General features: G+C 68.6%; 12 protein-coding genes and 4 pseudogenes. 13 read left to right on the forward strand and 3 right to left on the reverse strand.

Features of this window, described 5'->3' with window-relative positions; genetic code table 11:
* Positions 1-14: 14 nt before the first annotated feature.
* The 4 genes and pseudogenes from hydA (at position 15) to SNE206_RS35575 (ending at position 4,963) form a co-directional block, all read left to right on the forward strand.
* The gene (hydA, locus tag SNE206_RS35560) at positions 15-1,427 is read left to right on the forward strand and encodes a dihydropyrimidinase (protein WP_407917706.1); all 1,413 of its coding nucleotides are present in this window, start codon (positions 15-17) and stop codon (positions 1,425-1,427) included.
* Between the two features lie 8 nt (positions 1,428-1,435).
* Positions 1,436-2,452, forward strand: a complete 1,017-nt coding sequence (locus SNE206_RS35565; protein ID WP_407917707.1) for a TIGR03842 family LLM class F420-dependent oxidoreductase — start codon at positions 1,436-1,438, stop codon at positions 2,450-2,452.
* A 104-nt stretch (positions 2,453-2,556) separates the two neighbouring features.
* Positions 2,557-3,579 (forward strand): annotated as a pseudogene (locus SNE206_RS35570) (NCS1 family nucleobase:cation symporter-1); the annotation flags it as partial.
* A gap of 226 nt (positions 3,580-3,805) precedes the next feature.
* Complete coding sequence (locus SNE206_RS35575) at positions 3,806-4,963, forward strand: TIGR02391 family protein (RefSeq protein ID WP_407917708.1); 1,158 nt, start codon at positions 3,806-3,808, stop codon at positions 4,961-4,963.
* Positions 4,964-5,115: 152 nt separating this feature from the next.
* On the opposite strand, the pseudogene SNE206_RS35580 reads toward SNE206_RS35575, so the two are convergent.
* Positions 5,116-5,405, reverse strand: a pseudogene (locus tag SNE206_RS35580) (transposase); the annotation flags it as partial.
* 330 nt (positions 5,406-5,735) lie between these two features.
* Between SNE206_RS35580 and SNE206_RS35585 the strand changes: the two are divergent.
* The 9 genes and pseudogenes from SNE206_RS35585 to SNE206_RS35625 form a co-directional block, all read left to right on the forward strand.
* Positions 5,736-6,164 carry a trypco2 family protein gene (locus tag SNE206_RS35585; protein ID WP_407917709.1) on the forward strand — a complete coding sequence of 143 codons (429 nt, stop codon included), beginning with the start codon at positions 5,736-5,738 and terminating at the stop codon, positions 6,162-6,164.
* A 1-nt stretch (position 6,165) separates the two neighbouring features.
* Positions 6,166-8,259 carry a trypsin-like serine protease gene (locus tag SNE206_RS35590; RefSeq protein ID WP_407917710.1) on the forward strand — a complete coding sequence of 698 codons (2,094 nt, stop codon included), beginning with the start codon at positions 6,166-6,168 and terminating at the stop codon, positions 8,257-8,259.
* Positions 8,256-9,230, forward strand: a complete 975-nt coding sequence (locus SNE206_RS35595) for an ATPase (RefSeq protein ID WP_407917711.1) — start codon at positions 8,256-8,258, stop codon at positions 9,228-9,230. The genes SNE206_RS35590 and SNE206_RS35595 overlap by 4 nt, the downstream gene beginning before the upstream one ends.
* 46 nt (positions 9,231-9,276) lie before the next feature.
* A pseudogene (locus tag SNE206_RS35600) lies at positions 9,277-10,677 on the forward strand (SAV_2336 N-terminal domain-related protein); the annotation flags it as partial.
* Positions 10,678-11,007: 330 nt separating this feature from the next.
* On the forward strand, positions 11,008-13,167 hold the full coding sequence (locus tag SNE206_RS35605) for a tetratricopeptide repeat protein (RefSeq protein WP_407917720.1): 2,160 nt from the start codon (positions 11,008-11,010) through the stop codon (positions 13,165-13,167).
* 90 nt (positions 13,168-13,257) lie between these two features.
* A complete protein-coding gene (locus tag SNE206_RS35610) occupies positions 13,258-13,566 on the forward strand; it encodes a transposase (protein WP_407917712.1) in 309 nt (102 codons plus the stop codon).
* Positions 13,563-13,826, forward strand: coding sequence for an IS3 family transposase (locus SNE206_RS35615; protein WP_407917713.1), 264 nt, complete (start codon positions 13,563-13,565; stop codon positions 13,824-13,826). Before SNE206_RS35610 ends, SNE206_RS35615 begins: the two co-directional genes overlap by 4 nt.
* A 93-nt stretch (positions 13,827-13,919) precedes the next feature.
* Positions 13,920-14,318, forward strand: coding sequence for a transposase (locus tag SNE206_RS35620; RefSeq protein ID WP_407917721.1), 399 nt, complete (start codon positions 13,920-13,922; stop codon positions 14,316-14,318).
* Positions 14,269-15,575 (forward strand): annotated as a pseudogene (locus SNE206_RS35625) (IS30 family transposase); the annotation flags it as partial. The gene SNE206_RS35620 and the pseudogene SNE206_RS35625, both read left to right, overlap by 50 nt.
* Here the strand turns inward: SNE206_RS35625 and SNE206_RS35630 are convergent.
* Positions 15,544-20,052, reverse strand: coding sequence for an AAA family ATPase (locus tag SNE206_RS35630; RefSeq protein WP_407917714.1), 4,509 nt, complete (start codon positions 20,050-20,052; stop codon positions 15,544-15,546). The pseudogene SNE206_RS35625 and the gene SNE206_RS35630 sit on opposite strands and share 32 nt — an antisense overlap.
* Before the next feature lie 85 nt (positions 20,053-20,137).
* A complete protein-coding gene (locus SNE206_RS35635) occupies positions 20,138-20,998 on the reverse strand; it encodes a hypothetical protein (protein WP_407917715.1) in 861 nt (286 codons plus the stop codon).
* Between the last annotated feature and the right edge of the window lie 380 nt (positions 20,999-21,378).

Raw genomic sequence — 21,378 nt, forward strand, 5'->3', positions numbered from 1 at the left:
GAGGAGAACGGCCCATGACCCGTACGGTCATCCGCGGCGGCCTCGTCGTCACCGCCGCCGAGGAACTCCACGCCGACGTCCTCGTCGAGGACGAGAAGATCGTCGCCCTCGCCACCACCGGCAGCACCGCCGCCGACGGCTGGACGGCCGAGCGCACCGTCGACGCCGCAGGGATGTACGTCATCCCCGGCGGCGTCGACGCCCACACCCACATGGAGCTGCCCTTCGGCGGCACCGCCGCCTCCGACACCTTCGAGACCGGCACCCGCGCCGCCGCCTGGGGCGGCACCACCACCATCGTCGACTTCGCCGTCCAGGGCGTCGGCGCCTCCCTGCGCGAGGGCCTCGACGCCTGGCACGCCAAGGCCGAGGGCAACTGCGCCGTCGACTACGGCTTCCACATGATCCTCTCCGACGTCGACGACGCCAGCCTCAAGGAGATGGACCTGCTCGTGGGGGAGGGCGTCACCTCCTTCAAGCTGTTCATGGCCTACCCCGGCGTCTTCTACAGCGACGACGGCAAGATCCTGCGGGCCATGCAGCGCGGCGCCGACAACGGCGGCCTGATCATGATGCACGCCGAGAACGGCATCGCCATCGACGTCCTCGTCGAGCAGGCCCTCGCCGCCGGGAGGACCGACCCCCGCCACCACGGCGAGGTCCGCCGCGAACTCCTGGAGGCCGAGGCCACCCACCGCGCGATCAAGCTCGCCCAGGTCGCCGGCTCCCCGCTGTACGTCGTGCACGTCTCCGCGGCCTCCGCCCTCGCCGAGATCGCCGGCGCCCGCGACGCCGGCCTGCCCGTCTTCGGCGAGACCTGCCCGCAGTACCTCTTCCTCTCCACCGACAACCTCGCCGAGCACGGCACCGACGGCTTCGAGGGCGCCAAGTACGTCTGCTCCACCCCGCTGCGCCCCAGGGAGCACCAGGCCGAACTGTGGAAGGGCCTGCGCACCAACGACCTCCAGGTCGTCTCCACCGACCACTGCCCGTTCTGCTTCAGCGGCCAGAAGGAACTCGGCCGCGGCGACTTCTCGAAGATCCCCAACGGCCTGCCCGGCGTCGAGAACCGCATGGACCTCCTCCACCAGGCCGTCGTCGAGGGCCGCATCAGCCGCCGCCGCTGGATCGAGATCGCCTGCGCCACCCCGGCCCGGATGTTCGGCCTCTACCCCCGCAAGGGCACCATCGCCCCCGGCGCCGACGCCGACATCGTGGTCTACGACCCGAACGCCGTCCAGACGATCTCCGCCGACACCCACCACATGAACGTCGACTACTCCGCGTACGAGGGCAAGCAGATCACCGGCAAGGTCCGCACCGTGCTCTCCCGCGGCACCGTCGTCGTCGACGGCGACGCCTACCTCGGCCGCGCCGGCCACGGCCGCTACCAGCCGCGCGCCACCTGCCAGTACCTCGACCGATAGGAAACACCGTGGACATCGGCCTCGTCCTCCAGACCGACCCTCCCGCCCGGCTGCTCATCGACCGGATGAAGCGTGCCGAGGCCGCCGGATTCACCCACGGGTGGACGTTCGACTCCGTCGTGCTCTGGCAGGAGCCCTTCGTCATCTACAGCCGCATCCTCGCCGAGACCGAGCGCATGACCGTCGGCCCGATGGTCACCAACCCCGCCACCCGCACCTGGGAGGTCACCGCCTCCCTCTTCGCCACCCTCAACGACATGTACGGCAACCGGACGGTCTGCGGCATCGGCCGCGGCGACTCCGCACAGCGCGTCGCCGGCCGCCGGCCCGCCGGCCTCGCCATGCTCGGCGAGGCCATCCACGCCATCCGCGAACTCGCCGAGGGCCGCACCGTCGAGATCGACGGCACCGACATCCACATCCCCTGGGTCGGGGAAGGCGCCCGGCTGCCCGTCTGGATGGGCGCCTACGGCCCCAAGGCCCTCACCCTCACCGGGCAGGCCGCCGACGGCTTCATCCTCCAGCTCGCCGACCCCTACCTCACCGAGTGGATGGTCAAGGCCGTCCGCGACGCCGCCGCCGACGCCGGCCGCGACCCCGCGTCCGTCACCATCTGCGTCGCCGCACCCGCCTACGTCACCGCCGACGACTCACCCGAAGCCCTCGCCCACGCCCGCGAACAGTGCCGCTGGTTCGGCGGCATGGTCGGCAACCACGTCGCCGACCTCGTCTCCCGCTACGGCGAGCACTCCGCCATGGTCCCCGAGGAACTCACCGCCTACATCAAGGACCGGCACGGCTACGACTACAGCCACCACGGCCGCGCCGGGAACCCCGACACCGCCTTCGTGCCCGACGAGATCGTCGACCGCTTCTGCCTGATCGGCCCGCCCGAGCAGCAGCTCGCCAAGCTCGAACACCTCCGCTCCCTCGGCGTCGACCAGTTCGCCGTCTACGCCATGCACGACGCCATCGAGCAGACCATCGACGCCTACGGCAGCAGCGTCATCCCCGCGCTCTCCTGACGCACCGCCGGCCACCGGCCCGAGCAACCCCTCCGCACCACCGTCGCCACGGAGGCCACCCCGCCGGGGTGGCCTCCGCCCGTCCCCCCGCAAGGCGGTCGCCCATGTCGATAACCCAGAGCCCGCACCCCGACGGCAGAGTCGAACTCGCCGCCGGCGCCGACCTCTCCGACCCCCGCTTCGCCAACGCCGACCTCAACCCCGTCCCCGTCGCACAACGCCGCTGGACGACCTACAACTTCCTCGCCCTCTGGGTCGGCATGGCCCACAACATCCCCTCGTGGACGCTCGCCTCCGGGCTCGTCGCGCTGGGCATGGACTGGAAGCAGGCCGTCCTCACCATCGCGCTCGCCAACCTGATCGTGCTGGTGCCGATGCTGCTCACCGGCCACGCGGGCACGAAGTACGGCATCCCCTTCCCGGTGTTCGCACGGGCCTCGTTCGGGCTGCGCGGCGCGAACCTGCCCGCCATGATCCGGGCAGCGGTGGCGTGCGCGTGGTTCGGCATCCAGACCTGGATCGGCGGCGAGGGCATCTTCTTCCTCGCCGGCAAACTCCTCGGCACCGGCTGGCAGACCGCGGGGGAGATCGGCGGCTACCCGTGGACTCAGTGGCTGTCGTTCCTGATCTTCTGGATCATCGAGATGGCCGTCATCGCCCGCGGCATGGAGACGCTGCGCCGCTTCGAGAACTGGGCGGCGCCGTTCGTCATCGTCGGCGCGCTCGCCCTGCTGGCGTGGATCACCGTGAAGGCGGGAGGCTTCGGCCCGCTGCTCGACCAGCCCTCGAAGCTGGGCTGGGACGCCGACTTCTGGAAGGTCTTCTTCCCCGCCCTGATGGGCATGATCGGCTTCTGGTCGACGCTCTCGCTCAACATCCCCGACTTCACCCGCTTCGGCGGCTCCCAGAAGGCCCAGATCCGCGGCCAGGCCCTCGGCCTGCCCACCACCATGACCCTCTTCGCCCTGCTGTCCGTGCTCGTCACCTCCGGCTCGCAGGCCGTCTACGGCGAACCGATCTGGGATCCGATCGCGCTCGCCGCGAAGATGGACAGCACCGCCGGCATCCTCTTCGCCCTGCTCACCGTCCTGATCGCCACCCTGTCCGTCAACATCGCCGCCAACGTCGACCATCGCAAGTGGCTTACGACCCTCAAGCCTCCGACCTGTGGTTTTTCCGAGGCAGCCCGAGCAGTAGCTTGAGGCTGTCCGCCATGTTCCCCTCGACACCCTTGCGTGACGCCGACCTGCTCCCCCTGTGTGCTTTGTCGGCCTGACATTCGTGGATGCGAGACGCCTGCCAGGCTCGGTAGCCTTCTGCCCTCCCACGTTGGGGATGGAGAGGGTGGGGAACATGCGTGTCATGGTGCCGGAGGGGCTCCCTCGGCCGAAGGGCGACAGCGGCTTCGAGTTGCTGGAGGCGGTACACGCGTACCTCGTCATGAGCGGCAAGTGGCCGAGCTTCGACTACCTCGATCGGCACCTATGGCGCGAGAACATCCGGATCGAGGATGCTTTGGCGGAACTTCCGCGTGACTTGATCTTGGGTTATGACACGGAGGGCGGGTACTTCCACAATATCCAGGACCAGCAGGAGATCAGCTTGACGCCTGCCGGCCTTGCGAACTGCGCGGGCGGGAGGCTTCAGCTACGGGCCATGTTCGCGCTCCTGGACCACGCCGTGCAGGTGGAGCGCAACTGGGGTGGACGCCTTGAGAACCCGGGTGCGCGGCCGATCGTGACCGAGAGGTCCTTCGGCGAGGGGCGTGACCCACAGCTGGTGGATCGCGTGAACCTGTTTCTTGCGGCAGAGGTGGCCAGCAACGAGCCCTGGACAGCAGGGTTCTCCCGGACGGCGGCGGTCAATGATCGGGATCGTTGGAAGTTGGGCATCGATCGCAGAGTCAGGCCGTTTGACGGGGTGAGCGACCTTGCCGACTACTGGGCCCGTCGGCAGAAGGCACTGGGGCGGGGCTTCAAACTGGATCTGCCGACTACACACCAGCTCGCCGAATCAGCGCTGGGAGTTGACACCAGCTGGGATGGTGCTGAAGTCGAAGACGAGGAAGACCTCGTTGCGGACGAGAGCTTCACCGTCGAATGCTCGCTGCATCCCATGGTGGCTGAGGTAGCTGAAAGTCGCTTCGAGAGCGGGCACTTCGCGGATGCGGTGTTCGCGGCTTTCAAAGCGGTCGAGCATCGCGTACAGGGCCTGACAGGGTCCACCGAGATCGGCGAGAAGCTGATGGGCATTGCGTTGGGAACGACCACTCCCAAATTGATCGCCACCCGGTCGACCGGGGGATCGCTGCAGAGCGAACAGAGCGGGATGAGAGACCTGTTCAAGGGCGCGATGCAGGCACTTCGGAACCCCCGAGGACATGGACCCAACCAAGCGGACGAATATGCAGAGGCGCAGGAGATGCTGGTGCTGGCAAGTTTCCTGATGCGCCGCCTCGACATCGCAGAGGCTGCTCAGGCCGCAGCACCTGCCAACCCGGCTGCGCCGTAGGCACCGTCAGACGAGGAACGACTCCACTCCGCCCTTGGCTACGTCCCGCCCGACGAGTACGAGCAGACGTACTGGGCCGACCTGGAGCAACAGAAGCCCCGCTGACCGCTTGATCACACGATCGCGGACTCCACGAAACTCGGGGCATCTCAGTCGACCGGCGACGGGCCGGTCGCTTCGCCCCTTTTTTCGCGCGCACGTGGGAAGCGTCTACGCATGCGCGTGTCCGGTCGATCTGGCCGGCCGCGCTCAGCTCGGCCAGGAGTATCCGGTGCAGGGCCTCGGACACGCCGACTTCCTGCCACCGGCCCAGGCGACGCCGGCAGGTCTGCCCGGAACCGAAGCCCAGCTCCGGCGGCAGCTGGTGCCAGGTGATGCCGGTGTACAGCACGAACAGGACGCCCTGCAGAGAGCGCCGGTCGTCCACCGGGCGAGGGCCAGGCCGGCAGCAGCGGCTCGATCCGGGCCCAACAGCTCGTCGTCCACGATCAACGGCTTGTTGCTCACACCACCACGAACGGACGAATCGTCACATCGGTAACGCTCACCAGCAGCGATTCGCAAGATCGTGTCACGAGTTCTAAATCGGCGCCCCCGGTGCTGCTGCTTTTCCGTCCCATCCTGCAGGCGCTGTTCAAGCAAGTCCCCACGGCAGGTGCGCCGCCTCGACAGCTTGTCCTATCCGGGTGATGGGCTGAGGCGGTGTGGCCGGTTGTGGTAGATCAGTTGCACGCCGTGCATACCACGGCATCGGTCGGGAGGGGATCGGCACGTGGGCGACATCAGTCTCGGTGAGGCACTGGAGGAGCTCCGGTCGGAGCTGTACCAGGCGCAGGCCGACGGTACCGGGCAGCAGTTGAAGTTCGAGGTGGAGAAGGCGGAGCTGTCGCTGGAGGTGGAGTTCCGGCGGGACGGCAGCGGCAAGGTGAAGGTCGCTGTCGGCGCGTTCGGTGCGAAGGCCGAGGGGGAGCTCGGCGGTGCACGGGGGTCGGTGCACCGGCAGCGGCTCACTCTGACGCTGGGTGTCCTGGACGAGGCTGCCGGCTCGACACGGGCCAGGGTCAACCGAAACGCCTCCGGTTCCGCTGCGGTACCCGCGCGGATCGCGGCTTCAGAGAGCGCGGTGCCGAACCCTGGCGACGGTGCTCAATCGTCCGAACCGCTGCAGCCTGAGATCGAACTTGAGCCCTGGGAGAAGTGACATGGATCCGGCGAGGCTGGTGCTGATCCGCGTCGGGGGCCTACCGAACGGCAGCGGTTACCTGATCGGGCCTCAGCTGGTCTTGACCAGTCTTCACGTCGTCTGTGACTCCGCGTGGCGGCTGAGGCCCGGGGTGGACGTGCGCGTCGGGCACTCGACCCTCAGCCCGCCCCTGCACGAACGCGCAGCCCGAGTGTGCTGGCCTGCCCCCCGCGGCTATGTTCCCGGCAGCAGTAAAGCGGACGTGGCGCTGCTGTGGCTGGACGAGCCTGTCGAGTTGGGCGGCTGCGAGCCGGTGCGGTGGGGGCGGCCGTTGGGGAAAGTGCCGTTGCCGTATGAGGGCGGGGGCTTCCCACTGTTCGCCGAGAACGGCGGCGAGGCGCAGGCGGAGTACCTGCGGGGTGAGCTCCCCCTGGTCAGCACCTCAGGTCTGGGCCCGGCCGGCCGGGGATGGGTGCTGGACACTTCTACCTGGCCGGAAAGTTCACGGACAGGTTCACCCTGGGCAGGGACCTCAGGCAGTGCCATCTTCTGCCACGGGCGGCTGGTCGGCATCGTCGCCGAAGCGGACCCGGCCCTTGGGCATCGACGCCTGCACGCCGAACCGGCGCACCATCTGTTCGACGAACTGACGTTCACCGAACTCCTGGAGCGGCACAGCGACCACCAGCCCCCACTGGCACTGGAAGACGTGGGGGCAGACGGGCCTATCGGCCCGGTCGAAGTAGTGCCTCCTTTCAGCAGGCATGCGCATGCCAAGGTAAAGCAGCTCCAGGAATTTCTGAAATTCCCAGAAAGCCTGTGCCTGCCGATAATTCAAGCGGCTCGCTTGAAATCCTGGCTGACCGATTTCACGGCACGGGATGACGAGCAGAACCTGGCGGTGAATCATCTTCAGGGAATTTTTGAGGATTCTCAAATGTGTGCCGACCTGCTCAATCGCCTGGGGCGGTTTGATGGTCAACTAAATGCCGAAGAGGCCCGCAAGGTCGCCTTGAGGGCAGGATTTCCGGTGGGTATTCTCTACCCGCACGGAGAATCTCCGATAACTTTTTCCGAAATAATAGAGCATGCCCTTCGGGTCAGGCGCACTCCGTACAATCGGCCCGGTCCGCCAATTTCGTGGGACCTGCTGGCCCGACTCCTTGCCATCCTCGTCCGAGTGCGGGGCGGTGAAGATATTCCAGAGCCGCTGCGCAGCTGGCGGCCCGGGCCGGATTTTCTGCCGGTGCTTGAGGAACACTGGAAGCGATCGGGACTGGGGGAGCCGCGAGATGAGTTCCGCCTGGTTCTCGCACTGGAGACCGACGTCAATGACGAGGTAATAGCGGTAAACGCATCGTTGCTCTACGCCGGGATTCCCCAGGGGCGTTTCAAGAGTCACGGGAAGACCCCTCGGGCAATGGTGGGTGACGTGGTGCAGCGTGCCTCGGAGGTGGTTGGGGCTGCCGGAGAGACGCTGGTCCACGTCGATGTGGCTGCACCTGCTTCCTACCTGATCAATCAGCATCCAGCCGACCAGCAGGGACGGCAGACCCGGCTGGGCGTCGACTATCAGGTGACGCCACGATGGGACGGCCTGCTGCGCCTGCATGACGACAGGAGCATCGCGCAGGCGAACGGCCGCAAGCTGCTGAATGCGCTGGAGCAGGGGGCCGGCCCTGTGATCAAACTTGTGCCGGGGGGTGAGCTGGACTACGAGCAGTTGGACCTGCATCTAATGGACTGCACAAGCAGTGATGGGGTCTGGCTGGCAGGCACGTCAACGTCCGGATGGGAGGATTTGGTTGATGAACTCCTCATCCATACACCCGCGATCATCTGGCAGGATCCGGGCCCGGAATCCTCTCTCGGCTACCGAGAAGACATAAAATCCACAGTCGAGCGACACTGGGACGGTCTTCCCGTCCAGATGTCCCGCCTCTATCAGGCTCATAAGGCTCACCTGATCGGCAAATCCCCGGAACACGAGTGCGGCGCGCTGGAGACGGTGCGAATCGCATGGCACGACCAGTTCTGGCAAGAATTCTGTGAACGGCATGAGGGCCGGGTGTTCGGGGCGCCAATACCGACGACTTTCGAGGAAAATGTATGAGTTGGATGCCATACTACCGAGGCACCGGAAAAGCTCCGGAGGTTCTGCCTGATCTACCGCCGCCGCCGCCATGGCGCGCTGCGCGCCGCGAGGGGGCGAGGGGCGCGGCCAGAACTTACCTGCCTGCTCCGGGCCTGGTGCGGGCAGTCAATGCGGCGTTGCACCTGCACAGGCCACTGCTTGTGACTGGTCCAGCCGGGTCAGGAAAGTCGACACTGATCGAGCAGGTGGCAGTGGAGGCAGGGCTGGGCGAGGTGCTGCGATGGCACATCACGTCACGCAGCACGCTGGCGGACGCCTTGTATCGATACGATGCGCTGGGTCGAATCCACGCGCACAACCTTGGCCAGAGATCGCGCCCCGCGGAAGAGTCGGACATTGGGCAATTCCTGGAGCTCGGCCCGCTGGGTACGGCACTGCTGCCCCGTGCCAGCGACCGGCCGAGGGCGCTGCTGATCGACGAGATCGACAAGAGTGACCTGGACCTCCCCAGCGACCTGCTGGACGTACTCGAGCGGGGGTCCTTCGAGATTCCCGAACTGTCCCGCCATCCGGTGCGGGAAGTCAGGGTCCGCACGGCTGTTTCCGTACCGGAAGGGGAGACAGGTGACGACGAAATGGCCACGGTCACCAGGGGCAGAGTGGCCGGTGCGGCGTTTCCGTTCATCGTGATGACCAGCAACGGCGAACGGGACTTCCCAGCACCGTTCTTGCGCCGGTGCATCCGCTTCGACATGCCACCGCTGGACAAGGAGGTACTGGCCTCCATCGTTACCGCGCACCTGGACTCGGTCGAGCCGGACGAAGGCCACCTGATCGCCAAGTTCGCCGAACGGCTCGACTCGAAGGACCATCTGGCCATCGACCAGTTGCTGAACGCGGTATTGGTACTGCGGGATGCAGGCGTTGCAGACCCTGACGAGCGCGACGAGTTGAGGTCGCTGCTGCTGCGGGAGCTGGGACGTGCCTGATGCGCACGTCCCGGGCCGCGCGAAGGCCGGCAAGCTCCCAGTGTCGGTGCTGCGGGCTCTGACAGCACTCATCCGGCACGGCATCGAGGCGGAGGACGTCGCCGACTCGCTCCTCCTTGCCATCGCGGAATCCCGCGAGCACGGCGCCGAGCCCGATCGTTTCGGCCAGAACACCGATGCGGGCACCAGCGAAATCACCGAGCAGCCGCCTCAGGATGCTCAGCCACCCTTGAGACGCCTCCCCGGCCCTGCTCACCGGGGCGGTCTTGAGGGGTCGGACGTGCTGCTCAGCGGCAACGGCGGCCCCGTGCTGGGGCGGCCGCTGAGCATCGGACGCGCCCCGGCACTCCCGGGGGCTCTGGCCATTGGACGTTCCTTGCGTCCGCTCCGCAGGCAGCACCCTTCGGCTGTAAACCAGCAGTTGGACGTAGATGCCACGGTCGAGCACTACACGCGCACCGGGCAACTTACCCCGCACACTCGCCCGTCATCCGAGCCCTGGTTCGATGCGGTCGTGATCGTGGACCAGGGCACCGCCATGGCGGTGTGGGACGAACCCGTACGCGCCCTGGTCAAGGTCTTCCACACGCTCGGGGCATTCCGCAGTGTGCAGGCGTGGAAACTTGAGCACACCTCTGACGGCGCGCCCGTGTTGCGCGACCTCCGCGGCCAGGTCCGGCCCATGGCGGCGGCCCCGCCGGGCAGCCTGCCGGCCGCCCGGCGACTGACGGTCGTAGTCTCAGACTGCGCAGCCCATGGGTGGTACTCCCCGATCCTGTGGCAACGCCTGCACGTGTGGGGCACGGTGTCGCCTATGGCCCTGCTCAACCCGCTCCCCCGGCACCTGTGGCAGATGTCCGGCCTGAGCCTGCCACGTACCAGGGCCACCGCCGCCGTGCCGGGCGCAGTGGGACGTCACCTCGGGTACCGGCGGCCTCGTGTCATACGCCGTTTCCCGGGAGACGAGCCATGGCAGGCCCTTCCTGTCATTACCTTCGACCCCGAGAGTGTGGAAGCTTGGGCCCGGGCTCTGGTACGCACCGACCCGAACGGCTGCGAAGCAGTTCTGGTTCCTGCAACCGGACGCCCTCCCCAGCGTTTCGGGGCGCAGCCCTCGTCAGCCACGCACGTCAGCCCGGACTCAGATACACATGCCAGGGCTGCGGCCAGGGCTTTCGCAGACACTGAGCCGGGCGCACCCGCCCTGCGCCTGGCCATCGCCGCATCAGCCCTCGGCGCGTTCACCCTGCCTGTCCTGGATGTCCTCCGCGACGCTGTCGTGCCGGATGCCGGGTTGGGCGATGTCGCCGAATTCCTCACTGCTGGGCTATTGGCGGCAGCCACTTCCCCCGGCTCCGACACTGTCTACCGGTTTCACCGGGCCGCCGCCGACTATCTGCGGACCCTGCTGACACGCGACACCGAATGGACGGCCCGTCTGGCACTGAGCCGACACCTGGCCGCCCACCCGCAGGCGCCACACGGCATCACAGCGGTACTGGCATCCCCAGACGGCACGCCTCTCGACGTTGCAGACCCCGAGCCGCTCACCCAAGCCCGTAACGACGGAAGCATCGACCGGTCCGGTGGGGATGTGACCGTCCACCACCATCACGGGCTGGAACGCGATGCCGTACTGAGGCTGGAGCTGCCACCTCTGGCACCGCCACCAGCCGTTCCTACCGGGTTCACCGGCCGAGACCGGGAGCTGGAGGACCTGCTGGCTCTCCTGGACCCGTCGCCCGAAGCCAATGAACCATCTACGGAGGTGGTGGTGGTGGCATCCGTGCTCGGGATGGGCGGCATGGGCAAGACCACCCTCGCCCTCGCGGTCGCCCATGCCGTCCTGCAGCGCGGCATGTTCACCGGCGTGCTGTTCCTCGACCTGCACGGCTACGACGAGACCAGCCTCGATGCCGGCCAGGCCCTGGACATGGTTCTGAATGCCCTCGGCACCGATCCGGAGTGGATCCCGCCTGAGGCCGACCAGCGCGCAGCCCTCTACCGCACCCAGCTCACCGCCCGCACCCGCGCAGGCGAACGCATCCTGGTCCTGGCGGACAACACCTCCACCGCCGACCAGGTCCAGCACCTCGTCCCCGCAGACGGGCCGCACCGGCTGCTGGTCACCTCCCGCGACGACTTCGCTACCGCCCTCGGCGCCCGCCTCGTTGACCTCGACGTCCTCGGCCCCGAGGAGTCCGTCGCCTTGATGGATACCGCCCTGCGCACCGTCCTCCCCAAGGACCAGCGGATCGCTGCCGACCCCGACGGCACTGCACGGATCGCTCAGCTGTGCGGGCACCTGCCGCTCGCCCTGCAGATCGCCGCCGCCCAACTCGCCGCGGACCGCTCCCTCACACCTGGTCGGCTCGCCGACGATCTGGAAGACCTCGGAGAGCGCCTCGGTGTGCTGGAGGACGGGCTGCGGGCGGTACGGACAGTGCTGGAGCGCTCCTACCGGCGACTGGCCCCACCCCAGGCCGAGCTGTTCCGACTCCTGGCGGTCAACCCCGGCCCCGACCTGTCCACCAACACCGCCGCCGCCGTCACCGGCATCACCAAACTCAAGGACGTCCGCACCCGGCTGGTCGCCCTGTCCAGGGCCAGTCTCATCCGCCAGGACCCCGGCACCGGACGCTGGCGCATGCACGACCTCGTCCGCGCCTACGCCACCGAACAGGCCTGGCTGAGCCCCCAGCACAGTGCCAAAGCCCTGACCCGTCTCCTAGACCATTACACCCTCACCGCACAGGACGCGATCGCCCACGTGAACCCGGCAATCATCGACAGCGGCCGGGGGCAGCAGTTCGCCGGCCGCGCGGAGGCGTTGGTTTGGCTCGACGCTGAAAGCGCCAACCTCATTGCCGCCGTCCACACCGCCCACACAGCGGGCCACGACGACATCACCCACGCCCTGGCTTCATACCTTGGCCCATATCTCAACCTGCGCCGCTGGTTCGAAAGCTATCTGGATGTTGCCGAGATCTCTCTTACCGCAGCACGCAACAGCAACAACACAATCGAGGAAGCCGCCGCCTGGAACAACTTGGGCACCGCGCTGCGGGAGCTGCGGCGCTTCGACGAAGCCCTCGACGCCCACCGCACCGCCCTTGCCCACTACCAGGACCTTGGCGACCGCTACAGCGAAGCTACCGCCTGGAACAACTTGGGCACCGCGCTGCGGGAGCTGCGGCGCTTCGACGAAGCCCTCGACGCCCACCGCACCGCCCTTGCCCACTACCAGGACCTTGGCGACCGCTACAGCGAAGCTACCGCCTGGAACAACTTGGGCACCGCGCTGCGGGAGCTGCGGCGCTTCGACGAAGCCCTCGACGCCCACCGCACCGCCCTTGCCCACTACCAGGACCTTGGCGACCGCTACAGCGAAGCTACCGCCTGGAACAACCTCGGCACCGCGCTGCGGGAGCTGCGGCGCTTCGACGAAGCCCTCGACGCCCACCGCACCGCCCTTGCCCACTACCAGGACCTTGGCGACCGCTACAGCGAAGCTACCGCCTGGAACAACCTCGGCACCGCGCTGCGGGAGCTGCGGCGCTTCGACGAAGCCCTCGACGCCCACCGCACCGCCCTTGCCCACTACCAGGACCTTGGCGACCGCTACAGCGAAGCTACCGCCTGGAACAACCTCGGCACCGCGCTGCGGGGCGCTGAAGCGTACGAGCAGGCGGTGGAGGCTGGTGAGCGTGCTGTCGCCGTGTTCCGCGAGCTGAACGATGCGTACCGGGAGGGTGAGACGCTCGGCAAACTCGCCGACACCCTCCTCGCCGCCGGGCGCCCGACCAGCAAGATCCGGACCACGCGGGAGGCATCCGCCCAGGCCTACCAGCGGGCTGGCGCGACGGAGGAAGCTGTGAAAGCCCTGGAGGAGTTGGAGTCCCAGCCTCTCGAACCCGGAAAGCGCCACCCACAGTGAGATAAAGCCCACGTTGGCGAAGCTGGGCTTGATCCGCTTTGACGGACACTCCTGATCAGGGGCTTCGGCCCCGGAAGGATGATGTCCATCATGGAGAGCATGGGGAAGAAGAAGCCGCGTCCTCTCCGCTCGTTCACGCCGGAGTTCAAGGCCGAGATCGTCGAGCTGTGCCGACGCGGTGACCGGTCGGTCGGCCAGGTGACCAAGGGCTTCGACCTGACCGAGACCGCGGTGCGCGACTGGATCAGGCAGAGCGAGGTCGACGCCGGCGAACGCGACGGCCTGACCAGCAACGAACGCGAGGAACTGGCCCGGCTGCGGCAGGAGAACCGCCGTCTGCGCGAGGACGTCGACATCCTCCGCCGGGCCACGGCTTTCTTCGCGAAGGAGACCCGGTGACGGTGCACCCGTTCATCGAGGCGGAGAAGCAGGCGGGTCACAACGTCAAACGGATGTGTGAGCTGCTGAAGGTCTCCCGTGCCGCCTTCTACGCCCGCCGCACTGCCGAACCCGGCCCCCGCGCGGTGCGCGACGCGGACCTGACCGAGAAGATCGCTGAGGTCCACGAGACCTCGCGCGGCAGCTACGGCGCCCCTCGGATACATGCCGTACTCAAGCGTGACGGCGACCGGTGCGGCCGCCGAGGGTCGCGCGCCTGATGCGCCAGGCCGGCCTGCAGGGCCGACACCGCAGACGAGGCCGGCGGCACCACAATCCCCGACCCGCACGCCGCCGCACGCCCGGACCTCGTCCTGCGGGACTTCCGGCCCTCCCCGAACGCCGTCGACACCCGCTGGTGCGGCGACATCACCTACGTCCCCACCGATCAGGGCTGGCTCTACCTGGCCACCGTCATCGACATCGCCTCCCGCCGCGTGGTCGGCTGGGCCACCGCCAGCCACCTGCGGACCGAACTCGTCTCCGACGCGCTGCGGGCCGCCTGCCACAGCCGGCGGCCCGACGGTCCGGTGATTTTCCACTCGGATCGCGGCTGCCAAGGCGGATTCAACCGATCGTTGCAACACCTCGTCCTCGGAGGTGTTGATGGGCCGGCCAGCTGGATGGATGCAGGCGTTGACGGGGCGGTCGCCGATGAAGTAGCCGGGTGCGCCTGCGCTTCGGCGGGAGGTCGAGCGCGAGTTTTGGCGTGAGATCGCCAAGGGGCTGCTCGCCGAGGAGGCGGCGGCCGCGGTCGGCGTATCCCAGGCTGTGGGCGGGCGTTGGTTCCGGCACGGTGGCGGGATGCCGCCATGGATCTCGCCCCGCTGTCCGGCCGGTACCTGTCCTTCGCCGAGCGTGAGGAGACCGCGATCTGGAAGGCGCAAGACATTGGGGTACGGGAGATCGCCCGGCGGCTGGGCCGCGCTCCGTCGACGATATCCCGGGAGCTGCGGCGCAACGCCGCGACCTGGGGCGGCCGGCTGGACCACCGGGCCTCGGTCGCGCAGTGGAAGGCCGATCCGGTGGCCCAACGCCCGAAGCCGGCCGCGAACGACCAGCTGCGGGACTACGTACAGGAAAGGCTTTCGGGCAAGGTCAGCCGCCCGGACGGCACGGCATTGGGGCCGGAGGCGGCGCCGTGGAAGGGCCGGAACAAGCCGCACCGCGGCGATCGCCGGTGGGCCACGGCATGGAGTCCGGAGCAGATCGCGAACCGGCTGAAGGTCGACTTCCCCGATGATGAGTCCCTGCGGATCAGCCACGAGGCGATCTACCAGGCCCTGTTCGTCGAAGGCCGGGGAGCACTTGAACGTGAGCTCGTCACCTGGCTGCGCACCGGCAGGGCCCTGCGGGTTCCTTGGGCCTGATCCAGGCGGAAGGCATGGGCTCACGTCACGCCCGAGGTGTTGATCAGCGAGCGGCCGGCCAAGGCCGATGACCGCGCCGTGCCGGGGCACTGAGAGGGCGATCTGCTGATCGGACTGGAACGCTCGGCGATCGGCACCCTGGTCGAACGCACCACCAGGTACACCATGCTGGTCCGCTTGCCCCGTCAGGACGGCTTCGGCACCGTCCCCCGCACCAGGAACGGACCGCCACTGGCCGACTACGGCGCGGTGACGATGAAAGACGCGCTCACCGCCACTGTCGCCACCCTGCCCGAGCAGTTGCTGCGGTCGTTGACCTGGGACCGCGGCAAGGAGCTGTCGGCCCACACCCAGTTCACGATCGAGACCGGCATCCCGGTCTACTTCGCCGACCCGCACAGCCCCTGGCAGCGCGGCACGAACGAGAACACGAACGGCCTACTGCGCCAGTACTTCCCGAAAGGCACGGACCTGTCCCGCCGGAGCGCTGAGGAGATCGCGGCAGCAGCCGCCACGCTCAACAGCCGCCCCCGCAAGACCCTCGGCTGGAAGACACCCGCCGAAGCCCTTAACGATCACCTACGATCGATCCAGCAAGCCCGGTGTTGCATCCACTGGTTGAGTCCGGTGTGTTCCATACGAAGTGGGCAACGTCGGGGCCGTAGCCCAGGACGATTCCGTTGCCTGTGGCGGTGACGGCCTGCACGTTGCGGAAAGGAAGGCTGATCTCCCGACCGATCTGGCGGCCTTCCGCGAGGTTCCACACCCGTACGTTCCCCGTGCTGTGGGTGGTGATGGCGAGAGCACGGCCGTCGGGCAGCACGGCGGTGGCCACCGCGAGGACCTGGCCGGGGTGGTTGCCGAGGTTGTGGAGTTGCTTTTGGCTGTTCATGTCCCACACGTGGGCTCCGCCGCCGATTCCGACGGTCACGGCGAGGACGGTGCCGTCGGCGAGCGTCGTCACAGCGATCGAGCTCGCCGGGTCGAAGCGGGTGGCGAGTCTGGTGAGGGGGGCGAGGTGCTTTCCGGTGTGAAGCTCCTTGACCCATCTGGTCCCGGGGTGGACGAGGATTTTCCTGCCGTCAGCCATGATCATCGCGGCGATCTCGGGAGAGGAACGGGTGTGCCAGCCGGGTCGGCGGAAGCTGGGCAGGGTCCAGTCGGTTGAGATCCTGCCCCTGCGCCCTTCCTCGGTGACGACGACCATGCCGTTGTCCAGCACAGCAGCCAGTGAACCCTGAGGGAGGGGGCCGTCTGTGATCTGGTCGAGAAGATCAGCCTCACTGCCCGTGGCGAGTTCCCCCGGCCACTGCTCACCGGTGTCGACGGTGAGGACCTCCCCGCCTGGCAGTACTGCTCTCCTCCCGGCACGGATCGTGTCCGCGAGGTTGGAGAGGGGTTCAGGCTGGCTGCTTTCCAGGTCCCACACCTGCACGGTGTCGAAGAACCCCGCGGTGACGGCGAGAACCCTCCCGCTGGAAGACGTTGCCGTTGCCAGTTCGAGCAGGCTGCCGGTGTGTCCCGTGAGGGAGTACAGCTGTTCACCGGAGACCAGGTCCCGTACCTGGACCACTAGGTTGTCGGCACTGAGCGCGAGGGTCCGTCCGCCGGACCGCGTCGCTGTCGCCACCGCACCGACCGCGCGGAGGTGACCCCTTCGGGGGTGCATCGGATGTTTGGCCGCAGCCAGATCCCATACCAGGCCTTTCCCGACACGGTCGGTGGTGACGGCGAGGGCGCGGCCGTCGGGCAGTACCAACGTCGCCACGGCCAGTACCGCGTGGGTGTGACCGGTGAGGGTGTACAGGCGCTTGCCGGTGACCAGGTCCCACACCTGTGCCGTCCTGGTGCGGTCGGTGGTGATGGCTAGGGCCTGGCCGTTGGGCAGTACCAACGTCGCCACGGCCAGTACCACACCGGCGGGGCCAGTGAGGGAGTGCACGCGGTCGCCGGTCTCTAGGTTCCAGACTCGGATCTGTCCACCGATGCCGGTGGTGATGGCGAGGGCGCGGCCGTCGGGCAGCACCGCCGTCGCCACCGATCGCACCGCACCGGCGTGGCCGGGCAGGCCGCGCAGACGCTTGCCGGCGACCAGGTCCCACACCTGTGCCGTCTTGGTGCGGTCGATGGTGATGGCGAGGGCGCGGCCGTCGGGCAGCACCGCCGTCGCCACCGATCGCACCGCACCGGCGTGGCCGGGCAGGCCGCGCAGGTGCCTGCCTGAGAGCAGGTCCCACACCCGCGCCGCGCCGCCGTCGGTGGTGATGGCGAGGGCGCGGCCGTCGGGCAGCACCGCCGTCGCCACCGAACTGAGCTGGCGGCTGCGGCTGGCGAGATGGTGCAGGTGCCGGCCCGAGAGCATGTCCCACACCCGTGCTCTGCCCTTCTCGATGGTGACGGCGAGGACGCGACCGTCGGGTAGAGCTGCCGTCGCCACCGGGCCTTCACTGCTGCCGCGGAAGCGTGCCACGTGCTCACCGGTGTCCAGGTCCCACACGCGGGTCTCCCCGCCACCGGCGCTCACGGCGAGGGCCTGGCCTTCGGCGGTGGCTGCCGTCGCCACCGCGGCTACCGCGGCGGTGTGCTTCATGAGGGTGTGCAGGAGCGCTGGGTGGGCGGTGCTGCTGGTCGCCCAGACCGGTACGAGGGGGGATGCCTGGTGGTCGACGGGTGCAGTGGAGAGTGCCCTGGCGAGAGCCGGTGCCTTCCAGGCGGCGGCATCGACGGCGAGGAGGTCCCTGCGTGTGGCGGTCAGGTGGCGCTCGGGGTGGTGGGTGGCGGTGGTGCGGTAGATGTGGGCGTGGTGGACGGCTGTTTCCGTGGTGGCGTGGTGGAGGTACGGGGCGAGGCCGTCGGGGTCGGCGTGCAGGAGGAAGAGCGGGTCCTCTAGGAGGTCGTCGACATGGGCGCGTCCGGCGGCCAAGGCGTGGGCGGCGGCGTGCCGTTTGAGGTAGGGGTGGGCAAGTTCCCAGTCCGGGGTGCCGTCGGGTGCGGGAACGGTCCTGACCAGGGCGTCGTGGACGACGACGGGATCGGTTGTGGGCGCGGTGTGGTCGACCAATGCCTGGTGGAAGTAGCGGTAGAGCAGGTGGTGATCGCTGTCGGGGGCGGTCCGCAGGTAGAAAGCGGCTTTCAGTAGGGCCCTGCGGGTGTCCTCCAGGGTCGGCTTCCGGTCTACTTCGGTGTCCCGGTGGGTGTGGGCGAGGGCCGCTTCGTGGAGGAGGTCGAGGGGCATGCCCTGGCCGCGGGCCTGGCCGAGGACTTGCAGGACGGGCAGGACCCAGGGGTCGGCGGTTACGAGAGACTGGATGTGCAGGTCGAAGACGTCGGTGATGGTGCAGGGTAGGTTGTCGGCGATGTCGTCGGCGGCTGGCGGCCGCCCGGCCTCCGCCTGCTGGACGAGGTGGTCGGCGTAGAGCGCGGCGATGAGGAACGCGCCAGTTTCCGCGTGGTGGGCGAGGCGGTGGGCGATCGTCCCGGAGACCGACGGGGAGTAGTGATCCTCCAGGAGTTGGCCGAGGTATTCGGCGAGATCGCTGGCCAGCACTTGCCGGTCGTCGTCTGTCGCAGGGTCGAGGGTGAGGAGGGTTTCCGGCCGGGTGACGGCGTGCTCGTGGAGTTCGTGGAGGGCGTCCCACCAGGGGCGGGTGCCGACCATGACCCGGCAGTGGGGTGTCGGGTCGCCGTCGTCGGACGCGGCGCCAGCAAGGGGCAGGACGAGCTCGCGCACCACCGCGGCGGGGTCTGTGGCCTCGTCGAGCGCGTCCAGGACGATGACTACCGGGCCGGTTGCGCGGATCCGGGCCGCCAGCTTGTCGAAGCCCGCCCCGTCCCCCTGTTCAGAGGCCTGCTTCTCCTCCCCGCCGTCGGAGCTGGCCGGCGTGGGCCCGCCGGTGAGGGCAGACAGCTGACGCAGAAGCGAGTCGATGATCTGGTGGGACGTCAGCTGACGGGCGTGGACCGCGAGGATGCGGGCCCGGGGGCGGGGGTCGAAGCCGGCGATGCGGGCGCGCACCCTACGCCGGAGCGGCTGCAGCTCGGGGTGCAGGAGGCAGGCGGTGACGCCGAGCAGGGCGGATTTGCCGCTGCCGGGGCCGCCGGTGACGACCAGGAGCCGCGCCTGGCCGCCTGTTGGGTCGTCGAGCCAGGCCTGGATCTGCTCAAGCTGGGAGGTGCGGCCGGAGAACTGGCACACATCCGCCCGTCTGTTCCCTGCGGCGCGGGTGGCGAAGTGCAGCAGGTCGAGAGACGGATCCGTGTCGAGTGCCAGCTGCCGCAGGGCGGCGTCGACTCCGGCGAGGAAGCGGCCGGGTGCGTCCTCCGCGTAGGAGCGGTTGGGGAAGAACCCAGGCACCTCTTCCAGGGCCAGATCCGTCGGGGTACGGACCACGGACTGGCCAAGCCCGCCAGCCCGTGCGAGTTCCCGGGCGACGTCCGCCGCGAACGTCTCGACGGGCACGTGCTCCAAGGCGGGGGACACGTCGATCAGGCCCTCGGCCAAGCGGTGGAGGACCGTGGCGGTCGCGCGGCTGAACATGGCCTGCTGCGTGGTCTCACCAGCGGCGCACGCCCCGATCACCCACACATTGCGGGTACTGGGCTTACGGGCGGCTGCCGCTCGTACCAGGTCGTTCAAGGCCTGGCTGGTGACGGCGTAGCCGGCCTGGCAGACGTCCAACAGGAACAGCACGGGCGACTTCCCCGATAGGGCGTCCTTCAGCAGCGCGTCCGCCTCCACGCTCGTCGGACGCAGCCGCTGGCCGCGTTCACTGCCGCGCACGGCCAGGTACAGGCTCCCGTTGTCGTACTCGCCGTGTCCGCTGAAGTGCACGACCAGCGGCTGGTGCGCCGACTGCTCGAGCGCCGCGTTCCACGTGTCGATCAGCACGTCCCTGGTGGGGTCCTGCAGCGGCTCGCCGACCTCGATCCCGGCCGCTCGCATCGCCCTGGCGACATCGTGGACTGCGTCGGCCACACTCGGCAGGTGCTCGAACGGGGCCTCTCCCCGAGCAGCGCTCTCCTCGTCGACGAGGACCTGGGAGAAGCCTCCCGCGCCGACCACCAGCGAGCGCACCATTCCGCGTCCCTCCCTCTCCCCGTCGGGCTGTACGTACGCCTACTCCGGGCCGGAAGACGTCCCTGACCGGCCGGATCACTGCCTGTCAGGACGAAAGATAGGGGGCCATCGCTGCCGCTGCCATGCCGTTCGACAGATATCCGCCCAGGGTATGGAGATCGAACGGGCCGATGCCCGTGGTCATATGGGTGTCCACGGGGAAGATCCCGCCGAGCTCCGGCGGGAGGGCGACGAGGTCTCCCCCGTCCGCGATGTTCACCCAGCGCCTCACCCCCGCGGGCCGGAGCCCTTTCCCATGCCGCAGCGGCGGCTCCAGTCTCTGCGTCAGTGCGGGGAGCCCCAGCGGGGAGCCCAGCGTTACCAGGAGCTCCACGTCCAGCTCCGGGGAGGCGCACAACGTCTCCCACGCCACCACCGACCCCAGCGAATGCGCGACCACCACCTGCGGCCGGTGCGCTCGGATCGCCTCCCGGACCCGCTCGCGCACGGCCTTCCTGACCTGCGGCCGGGAGGTGTAAGCGTCGACCTCCCGGATCAACGCGCACACGAGCCGCTCCAGTCGGACCATCGCCTCCTCCCGGGCCCGGGAGGTCCGCAGGTCACCGCCGTGCTGCCGCACCAGCCAGCCCAGCCCTTGCCGTACCGGGGACAGCCAGCCCGCCTGGGACTCCTGGAGTCCCGGCGCACCTGCGGCCAGTAGCCACTGCCACGCCTGTGCGAGCTCGGAGTCCGACAACCCCTCCAGCCCGTCTTCACCGGCCGACTGCAGCTCCGCGCCGTCCGTCAGCAGGTCCGCGTAGTAGGCCATGGCCAGGGCAGGCAGCGGGGTGTGCGGCAATTGGGCTGCCTGAAGCCCCCGGGCCAACTTGGGCAGCGCCGCGTCGGCGAGTGCCGTCGCAGCCAGGTCTGCGGTCATCCCCCGCTGCCGGTTCCAGATCCCGTGCACCAGTACTACCGTCGCCACTGCCCCACCCCTCCGCCGGGGCCTCCCGGCCCGGCGCGTTCCGTCCGCCCGTGCTGGCATTCGTCCGTCGCGCAACCGTACCGTCACCGCCGACCGGGCTCGTACCCGCTGCCCCGTCCATACCCGGTGGTTGAAGACCCAGTGGGGACACGGCGAGGCTGGACCTTCGCCGTGAGCTCCTTCCGGGAGTGATTGAGCTACAACCTCGGCCACGGCAACCTCCCCTGTCTGCGTTGGGTGCAGATCTAATGAGGGCTCTGGTGATCAAGCTGCGGGTATGAGCGTGTCGCGATAGCGGGCCTGGTGGTTGCGGGTGAACTCCTGCTTCTCGTGCCAGGCCCAGTAGGCGTCGAAGTCGCCGT

Source organism: Kitasatospora sp. NE20-6, assembly GCF_045862635.1.